The 16086-nt window shown below is 52.1% G+C and carries 12 protein-coding genes; 9 read left to right on the top strand and 3 right to left on the bottom strand.

All coding sequences use genetic code 11. The features are described 5' to 3' along the window. Positions 1 to 122: 122 nt before the first annotated feature. The gene (locus KI379_RS29985; RefSeq protein WP_212985852.1) at positions 123 to 2438 is read left to right on the top strand and encodes an S-layer homology domain-containing protein; all 2316 of its coding nucleotides are present in this window, start codon (positions 123 to 125) and stop codon (positions 2436 to 2438) included. A 47-nt stretch (positions 2439 to 2485) separates the two neighbouring features. On the opposite strand, the gene KI379_RS29990 is transcribed toward KI379_RS29985, so the two are convergent. Then, the gene (locus KI379_RS29990; protein WP_212985853.1) at positions 2486 to 3319 is read right to left on the bottom strand and encodes a helix-turn-helix transcriptional regulator; all 834 of its coding nucleotides are present in this window, start codon (positions 3317 to 3319) and stop codon (positions 2486 to 2488) included. Between the two features lie 168 nt (positions 3320 to 3487). On the opposite strand from KI379_RS29990, the gene KI379_RS29995 reads away from it, so the two are divergent. The 8 genes from KI379_RS29995 (at position 3488) to KI379_RS30030 (ending at position 14237) form a co-directional block, all read left to right on the top strand. Next, on the top strand, positions 3488 to 4429 hold the full coding sequence (locus KI379_RS29995; protein WP_212985854.1) for an NAD-dependent epimerase/dehydratase family protein: 942 nt from the start codon (positions 3488 to 3490) through the stop codon (positions 4427 to 4429). 45 nt (positions 4430 to 4474) lie between these two features. After that, positions 4475 to 4594 (top strand): NAD-dependent epimerase/dehydratase family protein, encoded by a 120-nt coding sequence (locus KI379_RS30000; protein ID WP_212985855.1) that lies wholly within the window; start codon positions 4475 to 4477, stop codon positions 4592 to 4594. Between the two features lie 183 nt (positions 4595 to 4777). Then, a complete protein-coding gene (locus KI379_RS30005; protein ID WP_089550357.1) occupies positions 4778 to 5632 on the top strand; it encodes a MurR/RpiR family transcriptional regulator in 855 nt (284 codons plus the stop codon). Between the two features lie 24 nt (positions 5633 to 5656). Beyond that, positions 5657 to 6172 (top strand): mismatch-specific DNA-glycosylase, encoded by a 516-nt coding sequence (locus tag KI379_RS30010; RefSeq protein ID WP_089548523.1) that lies wholly within the window; start codon positions 5657 to 5659, stop codon positions 6170 to 6172. Positions 6173 to 6786: 614 nt separating this feature from the next. After that, entirely contained in the window at positions 6787 to 7959 is a 1173-nt protein-coding gene (locus tag KI379_RS30015) for a response regulator (RefSeq protein WP_212985856.1), read from the top strand. A gap of 540 nt (positions 7960 to 8499) precedes the next feature. Then, positions 8500 to 8754 carry a hypothetical protein gene (locus KI379_RS30020; RefSeq protein ID WP_076173614.1) on the top strand — a complete coding sequence of 85 codons (255 nt, stop codon included), beginning with the start codon at positions 8500 to 8502 and terminating at the stop codon, positions 8752 to 8754. Positions 8755 to 8787: 33 nt separating this feature from the next. Then, positions 8788 to 9411 carry a class D sortase gene (locus tag KI379_RS30025; RefSeq protein WP_212985857.1) on the top strand — a complete coding sequence of 208 codons (624 nt, stop codon included), beginning with the start codon at positions 8788 to 8790 and terminating at the stop codon, positions 9409 to 9411. Positions 9412 to 9656: 245 nt separating this feature from the next. Then, positions 9657 to 14237 carry an LPXTG cell wall anchor domain-containing protein gene (locus KI379_RS30030; protein ID WP_212985858.1) on the top strand — a complete coding sequence of 1527 codons (4581 nt, stop codon included), beginning with the start codon at positions 9657 to 9659 and terminating at the stop codon, positions 14235 to 14237. A 266-nt stretch (positions 14238 to 14503) separates the two neighbouring features. Here the strand turns inward: KI379_RS30030 and KI379_RS30035 are convergent, their stop codons facing one another. Beyond that, positions 14504 to 15622 carry an acyltransferase gene (locus KI379_RS30035; protein ID WP_179232044.1) on the bottom strand — a complete coding sequence of 373 codons (1119 nt, stop codon included), beginning with the start codon at positions 15620 to 15622 and terminating at the stop codon, positions 14504 to 14506. Positions 15623 to 15803: 181 nt separating this feature from the next. Beyond that, positions 15804 to 16085 carry a cytochrome aa3 quinol oxidase subunit IV gene (gene qoxD, locus KI379_RS30040; protein ID WP_076173618.1) on the bottom strand — a complete coding sequence of 94 codons (282 nt, stop codon included), beginning with the start codon at positions 16083 to 16085 and terminating at the stop codon, positions 15804 to 15806. Between the last annotated feature and the right edge of the window lies 1 nt (position 16086).

Below are 16086 nucleotides of genomic sequence, written 5' to 3' on the forward strand. Positions count from 1 at the left end.
CACGTGCTCTGCGGAATATTTATGGTAAGGAGGATGGGATGGAAGGAATTTGGCGCGGGTATCGCGAACGAATAAAATTGATTTTTTAAATGACCGTTTTAATTAAAATTGGGGGAACGAACATGGTACGCAAAGCTTTAACCGTAGTGACGGCACTTGGCGTGTTTATGGCTGCCGCTCTGCCGACAGGTGCACTGGCCAAAACCGTTGATGATTTCACCGATCTGCAGGGAGTGGACATCGGGACCAAAGCAAAACTGGAAACCTTGATCCAGGCAGGCGTTTTTCAGGGGATCTCCGAGGATCGTTTTGGACTTAACGACACGCTTACAAGGGCCCAGTTCGCCAAGGTGCTGGCGCTGGTTTTGAATCTCAAGGTCGATGACAGCTTGACGAAATCTTCATTTAATGACGTTGTGGCCGATGATCCCGGCAATGGATATGCGCTGCCTTACATCGAAGCCCTCAAGCAGGCAGGGATTACCACGGGGAACGCCGATGGTTCGTATAATCCGGCAGGGAAGGTGACAAAGGAGCAGCTGGCCGCTTTTCTGATCCGGGGATTGGGGAAAGAAGGGGAAGCCAAATCAACGCCTGGTGTTTCGAGTGATACGGTATCGGATTGGGCAAAAGGATATGTAGCCTTGGCGCTTCAGCTTAAATTGCTGGATGGATCTGCAAACGACTTTAACGGTTCTGCAACCCGCGATGACTTGATTGACGGTTTGTCCAATAGCGGAACATATCACTATGGCAATAATCAACCGTTTCGAGTCTACAGCGTTGAGCAGACGGGGGCGAGCCGCCTTCAGGTAAATCTCAGCCGTTACAGAACGAATGAAGAGCTGTCCTTTAAAGTCGTCAGTAAAAAGTATGGCGAAGTAACCGTTAAGGCGGTGGAATGGAGCGGGACAAAAGCGACCCTCATCTTGGACCGCAAGCTGGAAGAGGACTCATATGACATCACATTGACCGGAACTGGGCCGATCGATGAGAAGTATACGCAGGGTTCTACATCTACCCATGCGGAAAGGCTCGCCAGCATCAAATTTACCGATCCCAGCGATACGGTCGCCTGGGCCAAAGAGATTCCTGTTCATTTTGCTCTGTTAAACCAATTTGGGGAAACTATGGATCTGACCGCCGACGACTTTGACATTTCTTCCTCCGAAGATTTAACGACGGTCAAAGGGGAACCCACCGTACTGGTCCACATGAACAACCCGACCTTGAGAAGAGGTGACCGGTTTACCGTTTCCGTCATTGAACCGAATGGAGGTGTCGCACAGACCCGCATCTTTACCATCGGAGATACGGCAATCGTAGGAAAGCTGGAATCGAAAGGGATCACGGACGCCTCGGGCAAAGCAACCGACTCGATCATGAGCGGTGAGCAGGCGTTTTGGAACTTTACGGCATACAATCAGTATGGGGATCCAATCCGTGACCTAGAAACTCTAACAAAATATATTAGCGTCATTTCAGATAAAAGTCAGTTGAAATTTAGCGGCATATCGGTTTCTTCAGGTAAATCGGCTCAAACCTATGCCCGACTCGTCGCAGACACTTCGTCAGAAGTTCAGGTGAAGGCAACGCTAAGCGCCGCTAGCACAGGAGATACGTTCCAATCCACGCTTACGCTGAAGCCAAAGCCTGTCATAGAGCCTGCCCCGGTATATTCGCCTCCGGCCAGCACGCCTTCGCCCGACCCTGAACCGCCAGTAGAGGAGAACCCCGCAGCGGTAGTGGAGGAGATTGGGCTTTCGGATTTGACTTCCGAATCAGTAAAGGTTCAGCCGATTACGAAGAATGCCAAAAAGCTCTACTATGCGGTCATTCCGTCGGTGGATGCGCCTGCTGAGCTGACGGCTGAGGAGGTAAAGAACTATAAGGCAGCCCATCCTGCATCGATTAGTGGAACCGTGGATGTAACATCAACCGTCGAGCATACGAAAACAACCATTTCGCTGAGCAACCTTTCCACTAAGACCAAGTACAAAGTATTTGTTGTGGCGGTGAATGGAGAGGGGCTTTTATCCGAAGTGAAGACGCAGGAGATGGAGACGAGGTTTAAATTTAGTTTGGTGAACCCTCCGCCAATTATCATACCGGAAGGCGCAGATAATAAAGGGGCTTTATCAGGGTATGTTATGTACGATGCTCCCAACCCACTTGAAGAAGCCGAGCTTTTCTTTACGCTGGATTCGTCGGAAAAACTCAGTATGGATGAGGTCATCCTTAATGCCGTTCAGAAAAAGCCCTTATCCGATGCAAGAAAAGCCAGCTCGGGGATGGGGTCATTTGAAATATTCTCCATACCACCTGCTGAATCGCCTTACTACCTCTACTTAGTTATGAAGCAAGGCAGCAACAGTTACTCTGATCTACTCAAGTACCAGGTCAACTGGCCAGCACAGCCATTACCATCTAATCCATAACTTGAAGAGCACCCAAACTCATTTGGGTGCTCTTTTATACCCTATATTCATTTGCTTCTTCCCCGCACCATCTCCCCCAGCCGCTCATACGCGGCCGGACTTGCCGTATACACCATCAGCTGCAAATCCGGACTCCCCGAAGGCTGGAGGTTGATATACTCGAATTCCAGGAGGCCGATCCCGGCAACCTCCCACCGTTTATAGCAATCCGATGCCTGGCTGATGTCCTGGCGGCCCCAGTAGAACCGGAACGGTTCACTCGTCTCCAGCAGCTCCTGAATAAGCGCCTGCACATCGGGATCTCCCGGGTAGCGGGCACAATCCGCCCGGAACCTTGCAATCATGACCTGCACCTTCTCGTCCCGCTCCGCTTCGTTCATGCGCCGGGTGGATTCAGTCAGGAACCGTATCAGCCAGTTTGGCCTGGCGGTATGGTCCGTGAACACGGGCAGATCGAATACGAGCTCGGCAGCGCGGTTCCATACGAGCAGATCCCATTTTCGGTCTATGACCAGCGCCGGATTCGGGTCTAGAGACCGGACCGTTCTCTCCAGCCCGGCAGGCAGGAGCGGTGCTTCCTTCGTTCCCGCGGAGTCCTGCGCTTTGACAAGTCGATGCATATACTGCCGCTCATATTCATTCAGATTTAATGCCCGGGCCAGGCTGTCCAGCACCTGGACGGACGGATTTGTCTGCCTGCCCTGCTCGAGAGCGGTATACCATGATATACCGATATGCGCGAGCTGAGCCACTTCTTCACGGCGTAGTCCGGGGGTCCGGCGTCTGCCCAGCGAGGGCAGGCCCACTTCCGATGGATGCAGCTGCTCCCGGCGTGCGCGCAAAAACGCGCCTAATGTGAATCCGGCCGATGCTTCATTCATGCAGCAAAACCTCCTTATCCTGACACTGCCAATGGTACGTTACGCACAGGAGGGCAGTGCTTTTTTGAATGATTCATAATGTTGGAGAACGACCTTCCGGATGCCTAGCTGGATGTATCATCCGGGATAGGGCCCGGCGGTTTACGACTGTAAGGAGGAATCAAGCATATGATCATGATTACCGGAGGGATGGGGTTCATCGGCCTCCATGCGGCCCGCGCCCTCCTTGATCTCGGCGAAGACGTTATCATTACTCGTTATCGTGAGGATCGTCTGCCGTCTTTTCTTGTCCCTTATTTGAACAAAAGGCTGTTTATCGAAACGGTGGACGTGCTTCAAGCAGAATCCCTGCTGGGAGCAGGAAAAAAGCACGCGGTCACCGGGCTTATGCATCTGGCGTCTCCCCGTATGAACGTGCCGCCCGCAGAGGGGACGCAGCAAACCGTGCAAAGCCTGCTCCATGTTCTGGAGTGCGGCAGCCGGTTAGAGGTGAGACGTGTCGTCCTAGCCAGTTCCATCGCGGTCTACGCGGGAGTGGAGATGCCGCTGTGGCGGGAGGATGACGCTTTGCCGGTACAGGCTCCCTATCCGATGACGGCTTACAAGAAAGTGGCGGAGACGATAGGCGATTTTTATTCCAGGCAAGCCGGACTAGAGGTGGTCAGCGCTCGCTTTTCCGCCTTCGGCCCGCTGGCCCGCGGACTGTACTTCCTGCCGGCCCAGGCCGTCCACGCGGCCGTTAATGGCTTACCACTGTCGTCTTATTTGCGGGGAGGACTGCTCCCCTACGAAGAAGAAGGCATGGACGTGGCCTATGTCACGGACACGGCTGAGGCATTGGCCCGGCTGCAGACGGCCCCGTCTCTGGCCCATTCCGTCTACAACATCGGAACCGGGCAGGTAACGACCCATAAACAGATGGTCGAAGCCATTCTGCGGGTCGTACCGGACGCGAGACTGGAGCTGCGCCCCGGGAAGGGAGACGGACCGCAGTATCCTGCCATGGACATTTCCCGGATATATAAGGAGCTTGGATGGCAGCCCAGGTATTCCCTGGACCTGGCGATTGCCGAATATGCTGCTTGGTTAAGGGATGGTAACCCTTTTTAATCCGATAGATGTATCTATATTATATCGACGCAAAGGAGTCATGACATGAAAATTTTGATAACGGGAGCAACCGGCCGCGTTGGGAGCCGCCTGTTGCCGCGGCTGTTGGATCAAGGCTTTTCCGTCAGCGTACTGGTCCATGCGCTGAATGAAGGTGCCCTTTAGTGCATGCCCCTTCCGTCATCCCCTCGGCTTGCAATCCTCTTTTTTTGCCTATACAATAAAATTGTATTGTTGTTGGAGAAATTAACCTCCATTATTTATGATTTGGGAATTTATCTCCTAAAGTGCATGCAGGTTAATAACCGCGAACCGGCTTAAAAGAGGAAGGGGAAGATACAAGTGTCCATGGTGCAGGAAATGGGAAAGACCCTGCTGAGCATCCGCAGCCATCTGAACGGACTGACGAAAACCGAGCAGAAGGTGGCCCAGTACATTTTGGAGCATGCCCAGGATATTATCTATGAATCGGTGACAGAGCTCGCCGAGAAGGCGGATGTCGGGGAAACGACAGTGCTCCGCTTCTGCCGCAAGCTGAAGTTTCAAGGCTTTCAGGACTTCAAGCTGTCTTTGGCACAGGATCTGGTGAAGCCGACGGACCATATTCATAAAGAGATTTCCGAGGATGACGACGCGGTCACGCTCAGCCAGAAAATTATCGGTACGCACATCCAGACCCTCGACCAGACGCGCGAGCTGATCAATGGGGAGCAGCTGAGCAAGGCGATTGAGTGCCTGTTAAGCGCATCGTCCATCCACTTTTTTGGCGTGGGGTCTTCGGGCCTGACAGCGATGCAGGGGGCTCACAGCTTTGCCCGGATCGGCAAGCGGAGTACGGCGGTCGCGGATACCCATTTTCAGGCGATGGGCGCTTCGCTTATGACGAGCAGCGACGTAGCCGTAGGCTTGTCCATTTCGGGCAGCACCAAGGATACGATCGACAATTTGAATTTGGCAAAAAAGGCGGGTGCCCGCATTATTGCGATTACGAGCAACGCCCGTTCCCCGATTACGAAGGTGGCAGACATCGTATTGATTATGGTAGGCCGGGAGAATCCGCTTCAGGGAAGCTCTTTGTCGGCGAAAATGTCCCAGCTGGCCGTCATCGACATGCTGAACGTCGCCGTATCTTTGCGAATGAAGGATGAAGCGCTGAAGTACCGGGAGATCACGGCCAAAGCGACATCGGATAAATTGTATTAACCGGAAATAAAGGAGGGGATGAGGATGCCCGAGGTACCAGATCATCTCGATGATGGCTTGTCCATCCTGTTTATCGGCTTTAATCCCAGCCTGCAGTCCGGAGAAACCGGGCACCATTACGCTAACCCGCGGAACAATTTTTACCGTATTTTGCACCGCTCGGGGCTGACGCCGAGACTGTACGATGCTTCGGAGGACCAGGACCTTCTGAAGCTCGGCTACGGTTTCACGAATATTGTGGCAAGACCGACCCGGGGCGTGGATGATATCGAGCGGCAGGAGTACGCGGAGGGAAGGGAGATTCTCCGGGGAAAACTGCGGCAGTACCTGCCGCGGATCGCCTGTTTTGTCGGCAAAGGCGTGTACACGGAATACAGCCGGCGCTCCAAAGTGGATTGGGGATTTCAGCCGGACCCCGTCATCCCGGAAATCCATGAGTTTGTTGCCCCCAGCTCAAGCGGCCTTGTGCGGATGCCGATGGAGGAGATCGTCGGAATCTACCGCCGGCTGGCGGAGTTTATAGAGAAGCAGGGATCCTGACTTGCACCGGCCCATCGAAGCAGGCGAAGCTCATTGGAAGCCCTGCTTTTTTGCGTTCAAAACCTGCGGGTAACGAGACAGAAGGACACAGATAGTTCCCATTGTCCTTTCAGCTACATATAAGTAGAATAAGGTGCTGAGCGTGAAGACAGCCGGCACAGCCTTTACAGCGTGACACCTCAGATAATGGAGGATTTCCAATATGTCCAAAAGGAACCTCACCACAAGGAGACTCACCAAAAGGAATGTCGCCAAAAGAAAGCTTCGTCCGAAAAAGAGGCGCAGGCAGTCCGCAGAAGATCAAAAACTGAACCAACTCGCGTATACCTCGTCATTTATTGTCATCATTGCTTTAATTATAAAATTGATCAATATCGCGTTCTACAGTTAAAGGGCGTTTGTCCTCCGTACTTAAATTGACTAATTTACTAAACGAATTGAAGCGATGCCGAATTAATGATACTCTCGAATGGGGTAATCGTGGAGCAGCTCTGTGATGAAGCTTTTTTGCGGGGCTGCTTGTGGTATTGCTGTACATGATCTGACTCTAGCACAAAATCGAATCATTAGAAGACGTCGTGTTCGAAATGGCCTGAAAGGAGAACGCATAAACCTTGAAGATTATTCTTGTTGATGACGAATATCTCGCTTTGAAGAAAATGGAACGGCTCCTGCAGTCGCTGGAAGGCGTAAATCTGGAGCCGCTGACTGTACGAGCCTTCCAAAGCCCTCTTCAAGCGCTGGATGCAGCGGCGGAGGATGCCCCGGACCTTGCCTTTCTGGATATCGATATGCCGGAAATGACGGGTTTTGAGCTGGCTGACCGCTTGCTCGCCATGTATCCCGGTCTGGAGGTTGTGTTTGTAACGGCCTATCAGGAGTTTGCTATAAAAGCTTTTGAGATTAACGCGCTGGACTATTTACTAAAACCGATTCATCCCGATAGACTGGCTGTCACGATGAAACGGGTGGCTTCCTCACCGCCGGCGGGTGCCCCTACGGAAGAGGGTCGATCCGTAAACCATATGATGCTTTGCTGTCTGAAAAATCTGCACTTTCGATCCGCCGACGGTAAGCTCCATTCTTTTTCCTGGAGAACCCTGAAAGCACCGGAGTTGTTTGCGTACCTGATCTATTACCGGAATAAGACCGTAAGCAAGCAAACCCTGATCGACCTGTTATGGCCGGACTTTAACCTGAAGAGAGCGACAACCCAGCTTCACACGGCCATCTATCAAATTAGGAAAACGATTAAAACGAGCGGCATGGATCTACATATCAAGTTTCAGGATGAAGGGTACCGGCTTGAATTCGGCAATGTGACACTGGATATCGAGGAATGGGAAAAAGATCTGCGCGGCGCCCCGCCAGTGGCGCCTGAAAGCCTTTCGGAGCATATCGCCATCATGGATAAGTACCCTGGGGATTTTCTGGATGAACACGGGTACGGGTGGGCAGAGCCCGAACAAGAGCGGACGCGGCTGCTCTGGTTTGACCATGCGAAGAGAATCGCCGAATGCTGTGCTGGTCTTGAACAGCATGCGGAAGCGATCGGATTGTATCAGGAAATGATCCGAAAAATGCCTTACAGGGAAGAGGGGTACGAAGGATTAATGAAGCTGTATGCCTCCCTCAATCAACGGGTCGGAGTCCGCCGGCTGTACCAGCAGATGACATCGGTTTTCTTGGAAGACTACGATATGGCTCCCAGTAAAGAGATCTCAGCCTGGTTCGAGGCGTGGGAGAAGGAACGCGTGCATGAGAAGGAAGAAGCAGACGTCCAATAATGAGAGAGATTAAACGTGAATCTCCGCTGTTAAGGGAAATGATTTACGGGCTCTTGTTTTTTGGAAGCGATGTCTACGGTCTTGTATAATACTTGTTCTTTTATGAGAATCTCCTTGATTTCTGCGTTCGACATTGTACTATATTTGAGCAACGTTTCCTTGAGAATGCGCGTAACTTCCATGGATCCTCCTCAAATATCTTATCTCTGACATATCGGTCCCAAATCTCGGGTTCCACGATATGAAGTATATGTTTGTATTATACAAAGTAGAAATGAACTTTATCTGAATATAGCATGGGAATGAAGAAAAAAACGGGTGCTGGAATAAGCATCCGTTTATTTTTTAGAAAAGCCTAAGTGTGTTGAAGGTCTGTTTTTTATCCATATTCAGAATTTATCCAGTCCGTTATGGTTTAATCGGGGTATGTTGGGTATCAGTATATTAATGCCTGATCCGCCGTCTCTGCGGCGAGAAGACAAATAAAGGTTATGTGGTGATCATATGAAACTATCCGACAAACAAAGGGAAGCGCTAAGCATGGCGCAACAACATGGCGGGCGGCTGCAACGCTGGAAGCATGGCGGGTATTGGACTTATGAGAGGGAGCCGGACGACTCCCGGAACCTATCGAAGCCGGGGTGGTATTGTACGACCAATACCGTTTTTGCGCTCGTTCGGCGGGGGCTTGTGAAAATGGACCACTGGGAGAGCTGCACGCTTACACCGGAACCGAAACGCGTCTTATTTGCAGGGATGGTCTGGGAAGAGAAATCCGGGAAGAAAAGCGGGTGACCACCGATTAAGATCAAACTATGGGCAGGCATCATGATTGCGGCTGGCGTAATCCTGCTGTGTTATCCAAAACTGGCCGAATGGAGGGAAAACGCAGCGCAGCAGAAGCTGGCACGCGGATGGGAGCACAGTTTTCAGAACATCGGCGTGTCCGAGGAGGAACTTTCGGCCGGTGCTGCTGGCGGTGCCACAGATTACGACAAAGCAGACAATGAACCGAAGGGAATCTCGGCTGCAGCTTCTACCAATCCTCAGGACGGGAAGGTGGAGGGCATGCTTGTCATCGAGAAAATCGACTTAAAGCTGCCCATCCTGCACGGCGCCACCAAAAAGAATATGAAAACCAGCCTTGCCAGCATCGAGCATACCGGCATAGCCGGCCAGATCGGCAATTATGCTGTTGCAGGCCACCGCAGCCGGACATACGGCCGCAACTTCAACCGGCTGGACGAGCTCCAACCGGGGGATACCGTCCGTGTAGACACCGGTTCAGAGATATTTGAATATACGGTGACAGACAAGCTTGTCGTCAAGCCGGAAGAGGTATGGGTACTTGAGGCAAACGGCCGGGACAGGGAAATCACCCTGGTGACCTGCGATCCGCTCGTGAATCCAACGCACCGGTTGATCATCAAAGGCAAGATGAAGTCTTCATAAACGCTCCTGCCTCCATGTGGAGGCGGGGCGTTTTTTTTATGATTCAAGAGTGCCGACGTCATCGTGTACATGAAGTTTCCGTACCTTCACTAGGCCCTCAAAGTCCTCAAAGTGAGATTCAGAACTTATTCAGAGGGACCCTTTATAGTGATTTTGTTTGCTGGTTCGACAAACAAGGGCAAAACGCATCATTTTTTGCCAGCAGATACATTTCGATATAGAGAGTGAGAGGTGAAATCTGAAGGATGAGGAAAACATTTGGGAAGGTGCCCTATGTGTTAATGGCAGTATTTCTGCTGATTAACCTGCTGGTTCCTTCCGGTCTGGTGCGTGCTGAAACGGACGCCACCGGAGGTACAACCGGAGCGGTGGTGGTGACGGAGTCGGATACAGCCGCTTCGGATGCTTCAAGTGAGCCCGGCGGGGACGCACCGGCTTCCGGTGACGGAAGTGTGACCCCGGGCGATCAGGGAACGGATATGCCGGTTGGGGATGCTCCAGCGGCCCCTGGGGAGGAGCCACCCGCGGTACCGGCTGAACCCGACCCATCCACCGAAACGCCGGTCGCCTCGGACGAGGCTGCTGCCCCTGAAGGAGCTGTACAGGCGGATGCAGACCCGGCGCAGGGTGAGGTGATTACGAAGAACATCATTACCGATGTTCAAATGAAGGACGAAGAGGGGAACAAGCTTCAGGACATCCGTGTCGATATGGGAGCCAGGGTTCAAGTGGACGTGTATTGGACACTTCCTGCAGGCCACGGTTACCATGAAGGGGCTACCTTTACCTTCGATCTTCCAGACAAATTCAAGCCGGATCGGGAATTGGACGGCCCCCTCACTGGCGACGTAGGTACCTATCATATTTCGACCGACGGTCAGGTCACCTTTACGTTCAGCAAGGAAATCGAGGATAACCTCGAATGGTCCGGGGATTTTTACGTATGGAGAAACTTCGACGGAAGCAAGTTTTCCGGCGGGACCAAGCAGGACATCGTCTTTGATTATCCTGATGATCCCATCGTCATTCCCATACATTTTAACAACCCTACAGGCAGCGAAATCGACAAGTCCGGAACGCCGAACAAAGCGATGAACCCGAGTGAAATTACCTGGACGGTTGATTTCAACAAGGGTGAGCGTATGCTGACGGATGCGCAATTCAAGGATACGCTGCCGGAAGGTTTGGAGCTGATCCCGGATTCCATTGAAGTGCATAAGCTGCAGGTTCAGCTGGACGGATCGGTGGTGGAAGCTCAGGATCCGTTTACAGGTTATGAGAAGATGAACGACTCCCTGAGCGGGTTTGAGCTAAAGTTTAATGGAAGCTCGGACAGCGCGTATCGGGTCCATTACAAGACAAAAATCACGAAAACGACGGACACAGCGTACACCAACAATGTGGAAGTCAACGGTGGCGGGCTGCCGCAGCCTCTGACGAAGTCGGCTAAGGTGGACACAAAGTACAGCAAGCCGCTCGGTAAAAAGTCCACAGGCTATGACGCAAATAGTCAAACTATCTCTTGGGCGATCCAGTATAACTACAATGAGCAGAGTTTGACGCAGGACAAGGCCTGGATCAACGATAAGTTCGATACGACTACCCAGGAACTAGTGGGCGATTCGTTCGAAGTGTACGAGATGACGATTGATGATAATGGTACCGCTTCGCAAAAAAACGGAACGGCTCTTACTAAGGGCACCGATTACACCGTGACAAAATCGGAAACGGGCTTCAATCTCCAGTTCACGCATGATGTCAACGCTGCCTATGAAATTCGATACCAGACGAAGGCATCCGGACGCGTGTATGAAAATGGAGATGTCCAAAATACGGTAAGCATGCCGGGTGTACCGGAAGTTACGGTTGGACAACCAATTAAGCAGGTCATTTTCTGGAAAACGTACACAGGCACGAACTACAGCGACAAGACCATCGACTGGAAGCTTAGCCTGAACGATGACAAGAAGAATATGACGGATGTTGTCATTACGGATAACTTCGCAGGCCAGCACATGGAGCTGATTCCGGAGACTGTTGGAATTGACGGAATGAGCAAGGATGATTACACGGTTGAGCCTAATCCGGATTATGATACCGGGTTCAAGATCACGTTCCTAAAGGATATCGATTCGAGCTATGTGATCACGTACCAAACGAGCTTCGATCCGACCGCAGGCCAAATGAATGAATATTCGAACACTGCCCAAGTCGACTGGAAGGAAGGCGGCGTACAGCAGCCAGCCATCAGCAAAACCGTAAGCGCTCCGGCCGACGACTTCACCAAAAACAACGGCAGCAAAACCGGAAGCTATGACGCGACGACCAAGGAAATCACCTGGGCCTTAAACGTGAACTACAACCTGTATCACGTGAACGAGGCCGTCGTCAGGGATTTCTATTCGGGAGAGCAGACGTTCTTGGCAGACTCCCTGGTCGTTCAACCACTGGAGCTCACAGGTGGTGCGAATGGCGTTAAACCAGTGGGAACCCCGCTTGTACTGAACGCGGATTACACGTTAGAGACGCTGTCGGACAATGACAAACATGGTTTTGAGCTCGTGTTCAAAAAACCGATCGACGGCGCCTACCGGATCATGTACAAAACGAGCCTGAAAGACCATCCGGTGGCAGCAAACTACAGCAATGCCGCCGAAATGTACGACCGCGCACTGCCGGATACCAAGCTCTTTGTACAGTCTACCAATGTGAATCCGAAGTACGGCGGCGAATACATCAACAAAACAGGCGTACAGGGAGCCGCTGCGGATCAGGATTTTGCCTACTGGACCCTCAATGTGAACCGCAGCCAGTCCATCGTGGAGAACGCAGTGCTGACGGATACACTATCCACGAACCAGATTCTGATTCCGTCTTCGTTTGAGCTGTACAGTACGGCAGTGGACAAGAATGGAAACTTGACACAAAAGGCGCTCGTGGACCCTGATACATATACGCTTGACGTCCAGGATAATGCCTTTACCCTGACCTTCAAGAACACGATTCAGGAAGCGTACATTCTGAAGTACAAGTCGTTCATCAATGCCGATAGTGGCGAAACGATCACCAACAGCGCCAAATTTGCTGGCCAATCCTCGGGAAGCGTCAGCAAGGACGAAAATAAAATCGTCAATGTCAGCTTCTCTGGAGCTGGCGGCGGTGCCCAGACGGGCAAAGGAGACCTGACGATCATTAAAAAGGATGCAGGTTCAGGTGCTCCACTGGCTGACGCCCGTTTCGGACTCTATGATAAGACCGGCAAGACCCTCATTCGGGAGCTCGTTACCGATGATCAAGGGGAAGCGCTTTTCAGCAATACCCGGTACAATGACTACGTGTTGAAGGAATTGGCTGCCCCAGCTGGATATCTCATCGATGATGAATACCGGGCCGGCAAGAAGATTACTTTCAAAGCGGATGCAGCCGAAATAACCGTCACGAATACGAAAGGCGTATGGGATTACGAGCTTACGAAGGTAGACAAGGATGATCCTGCTAAGGTTCTGAAAGGAGCCGTGTTTAAACTCCAAAAAGACGTGAACGGTACTTTCGAAGATGTCCCAGGGAAGACCGAGCTGTCTACGGAAGACGACGGGAAAATCCTGCTGGCCCATCTCGACGCTGGGAGCTACCAGTTGATCGAAGTGACAGCTCCTAAGGGATATAAGCTCGATGCGACGCCGATTTCGTTTACCATCGATGTGAACCAGTCAATCACTAAACAAGGTACCGCATTTAACGAAATCTATGTCGGTTCTGTGCAGCTGACCAAAACCGACGCTTATGACGGCACGCCACTGGAAGGCGCCGTGTTTAACCTGCTGGACGAGCAGGGGCACGAAGTGGCGGCAGGGCTGACTACGGATGCGGATGGTAAGGTGTCCGTTCCGCATCTCAAAGCGGGCAGCTATATGTTTGTCGAAGTCACTCCACCGGCAGGTTATCAGTCCAAGCCGGAACCGCTGAAATTCGAGATCGTGGATGACCAGCCGCTTCAGCTGACATTCACCAACGACAAGATCACCGGCTCGCTGAAGATCACCAAAATTCAAACCGGCCGGCTGGATATTCCGTTGAAAGGTGCAAAGTTCCGCATTCTTGATGAGAACAAGCAGCATGTACTGGATGCCAAAGGCGAGGAACTCGCCAGTCTGGTAACGGACGAGCATGGCGAATTAGGTGTAGACGGCCTGAGACCAGGCAAGTATTACGCCGAAGAGACCGCCGCTCCGGCCGGTTACTACATTGGGGAGGCACTGACCGAATTCGAAATCGTATCCGGTCAGGAGACCCAAATCACCATTGAGAACGGCCGCATCACCGGCGGAGGCAGCGGTGGAAGCAACGGCGGTGGCGGCGATTCCGGTGGTGGAGGTAACCAAACGAAACCGCCGATAACGCCTACTCCGGATCCGGACGAACCGGAGCAGCCTGGGGGCAGCGAAACGCCAAGCGGCCCGAAAACTCCGAACATTCCAGGCGGAATAATTATCGGGCCGGCGCCCAGTGAACCGGGCCAGCCGTCGCAGCCGGGACAACCGTCCCAGCCAGGGCAGCCGAATGGCGGCGGCACAGCGGGCGCTGGCGGGACTGGAACGCAGCCGAGCCCGGGGCATGAAACTGACCCAGGCAAGAACAGCAGCGCTGGCGGCCAGACAGGCAGCAGCCAGAAGCCTGACGGGTCATCGGCCGGAGGCGCGGCAACCCTGCCGAAGACAGGGGAAGCCAGCCCTCTGCCGATGCAGCTCGCAGGTGTGGGCTTGATTGCACTGGGCGCAGCCCTGTTCGGACTCAAGAAGAAACAAGCAGCCCAAAAGCAGTTGTAGTATAGGGCAAGTAGGGTAAAGTAAGCAGGATCAAAGCAGTATAAACGAAGTAGTATAAAGCAAGCAGCCTGCCGCATAAAACGGCAGGCTGCTTTTTCATCCGTGAATCCAGCGGAGCGGACGGGTCAATTCCGGAGAAACGAAGTGGTCGCCTTTGTCAGCCCATGTTAACCTCAGAGTGGTCTATATCATCGAAAACATGGGCTGGCAACAGCGATCGGAGGAATGAGCCGTTTGCGCAGCGGGCTTACAGGTTTGCCCCAAGCTCACATCGTTCCGCTCTGAGACGCGCCGCGTTTGTTCCGGGCCTTCCATTTGGATTCTCCGACGAGGTAGACGCCGAGCGGCGTATGCATGAGGAGCCAAGTGATCAGCCAGGAGGCGGCCAGCGCAGCAGCCCCGCCTGCCCAGGTGAGCAGGTGATAGGCGATCGGGCCGCTCGTCATGACAAAATGCCGCCACAAGATCAAAAAGTAGGGATGAATAAAGTAAATGCCGAAGGCGCAGGATCCGAGGGAAAACAGTACTTTTTGAAGTCGTGGTTTCCCTTCCAGGATTCGAACGAACAGCACCAAAAATACACACGCAATGCTGCAGTAGGCGTAATCCGTTATAAAGTTGATGTTGGATAGAAAAGGCTGGCGAATCCAATGGGGGTTAGCCAGCTGCAGCCATTTTTGCACGATAAAGAGTATTGCGGATCCCAGAAACAGCGCCGTCCACCGGTAGTTCCATTTCGGCGTTTCATCAGAAGACACGCCCTTTAACCGTTCGGCCATGTAAGCACCCAAGAAGAAATAAACGACATAGGTCATCACGAATGTCCCGGTTTTATACATATGAAGCACATAATAGTTCAGCAGATAGAAGGCGATTTGCAGCAGGGCCCCCACGAGTATGGGATGCCGCCGGACCTTCCCTATCTTTTGAAACAACAGCGATAGGAGAGGAAACAGCACATAAAACTGGGCGATGATGATCATGAAATACAAATGGTCATAGCTGCCACCAAGCGGCAAGCCTTTAAGAAATTTGCGGAGACCGTCTGAGAATGAAATATGCTGGATATACGACAGATAAGTGGAGTAATACACGGACCAGAACAGGTAAGGCAGCAAAATCCGCTTTAAGCGTTTCCAATAAAAAGGAAGCCAGTTGCCTTGAACGCCGCCGTCATAGCGGTAAAACAGGACGAGCGAGCTCAAAAACAGAAACGCCGGTACCGCAAATTGAGAAGCCGCATTCAGGATAAAATAGAGCGGATACACGGTGGAATCCATGGACAGAAAGGCTACCGGATAGGATGTCACATGGATGGTGACTACAGCCAAAATGGCAATGCCGCGCAAGAGATCCAAATAGGTGATCCTCTGTTTTTGGGCCAATACTTTGTTCGCCTCCATGGAACGTTATCGTATGGCAATATTTGACGAGCCAATGGTTAGATTCGATTTAGCATAAAAACATTCCTTTTTTAACAGAAAAAAATATTACAATGAAAAAAGGCTTTCCTGACCCCTTAGGATCAGAAAAGCCTTTGATATATCTGAGCTCAAGCTGAGCTTCTTACCATCCCCACAGCATCGTGAAGAGCGTACCGAAGATCGTAACCAGTCCGACGAACAACGCATAAGCAATGTTGAAGTACAGCGACTTTTTGTTGTCGGTCTCGCCGATGTGCATGAACAGTACGAGCTGCAGTGACGCCTGGATGAGCGCACACACGATCAGGATCCAGAGTCCGGCGGTCGGGTTCAAATCCCAGAACACCACGCCCAGTCCAACCACTGAAAGGATCAGCGAGAAGATGTATCCGATCACGTGCCGTATTGGAAATAAACGTGCCATA

Source organism: Paenibacillus cineris (assembly GCF_018333335.1).
Taxonomy (GTDB): Bacteria; Bacillota; Bacilli; order Paenibacillales; family Paenibacillaceae; genus Paenibacillus_AQ; species Paenibacillus_AQ favisporus.

Excerpts from the sequence above, each read along its gene's own strand:
- qoxD (WP_076173618.1), bottom strand. The coding sequence starts at position 16,085 with ATGGCACGTTTATTTCCAATACGGCACGTGATCGGATACATCTTCTCG.
- KI379_RS29995 (WP_212985854.1), top strand. The coding sequence starts at position 3,488 with ATGATCATGATTACCGGAGGGATGGGGTTCATCGGCCTCCATGCGGCC.
- KI379_RS30030 (WP_212985858.1), top strand. The coding sequence starts at position 9,657 with ATGAGGAAAACATTTGGGAAGGTGCCCTATGTGTTAATGGCAGTATTT.
- KI379_RS30005 (WP_089550357.1), top strand. The coding sequence starts at position 4,778 with ATGGTGCAGGAAATGGGAAAGACCCTGCTGAGCATCCGCAGCCATCTG.
- KI379_RS30000 (WP_212985855.1), top strand. The coding sequence starts at position 4,475 with ATGAAAATTTTGATAACGGGAGCAACCGGCCGCGTTGGGAGCCGCCTG.
- KI379_RS29985 (WP_212985852.1), top strand. The coding sequence starts at position 123 with ATGGTACGCAAAGCTTTAACCGTAGTGACGGCACTTGGCGTGTTTATG.
- KI379_RS30025 (WP_212985857.1), top strand. The coding sequence starts at position 8,788 with ATGATTGCGGCTGGCGTAATCCTGCTGTGTTATCCAAAACTGGCCGAA.
- KI379_RS30010 (WP_089548523.1), top strand. The coding sequence starts at position 5,657 with ATGCCCGAGGTACCAGATCATCTCGATGATGGCTTGTCCATCCTGTTT.
- KI379_RS30020 (WP_076173614.1), top strand. The coding sequence starts at position 8,500 with ATGGCGCAACAACATGGCGGGCGGCTGCAACGCTGGAAGCATGGCGGG.
- KI379_RS29990 (WP_212985853.1), bottom strand. The coding sequence starts at position 3,319 with ATGAATGAAGCATCGGCCGGATTCACATTAGGCGCGTTTTTGCGCGCA.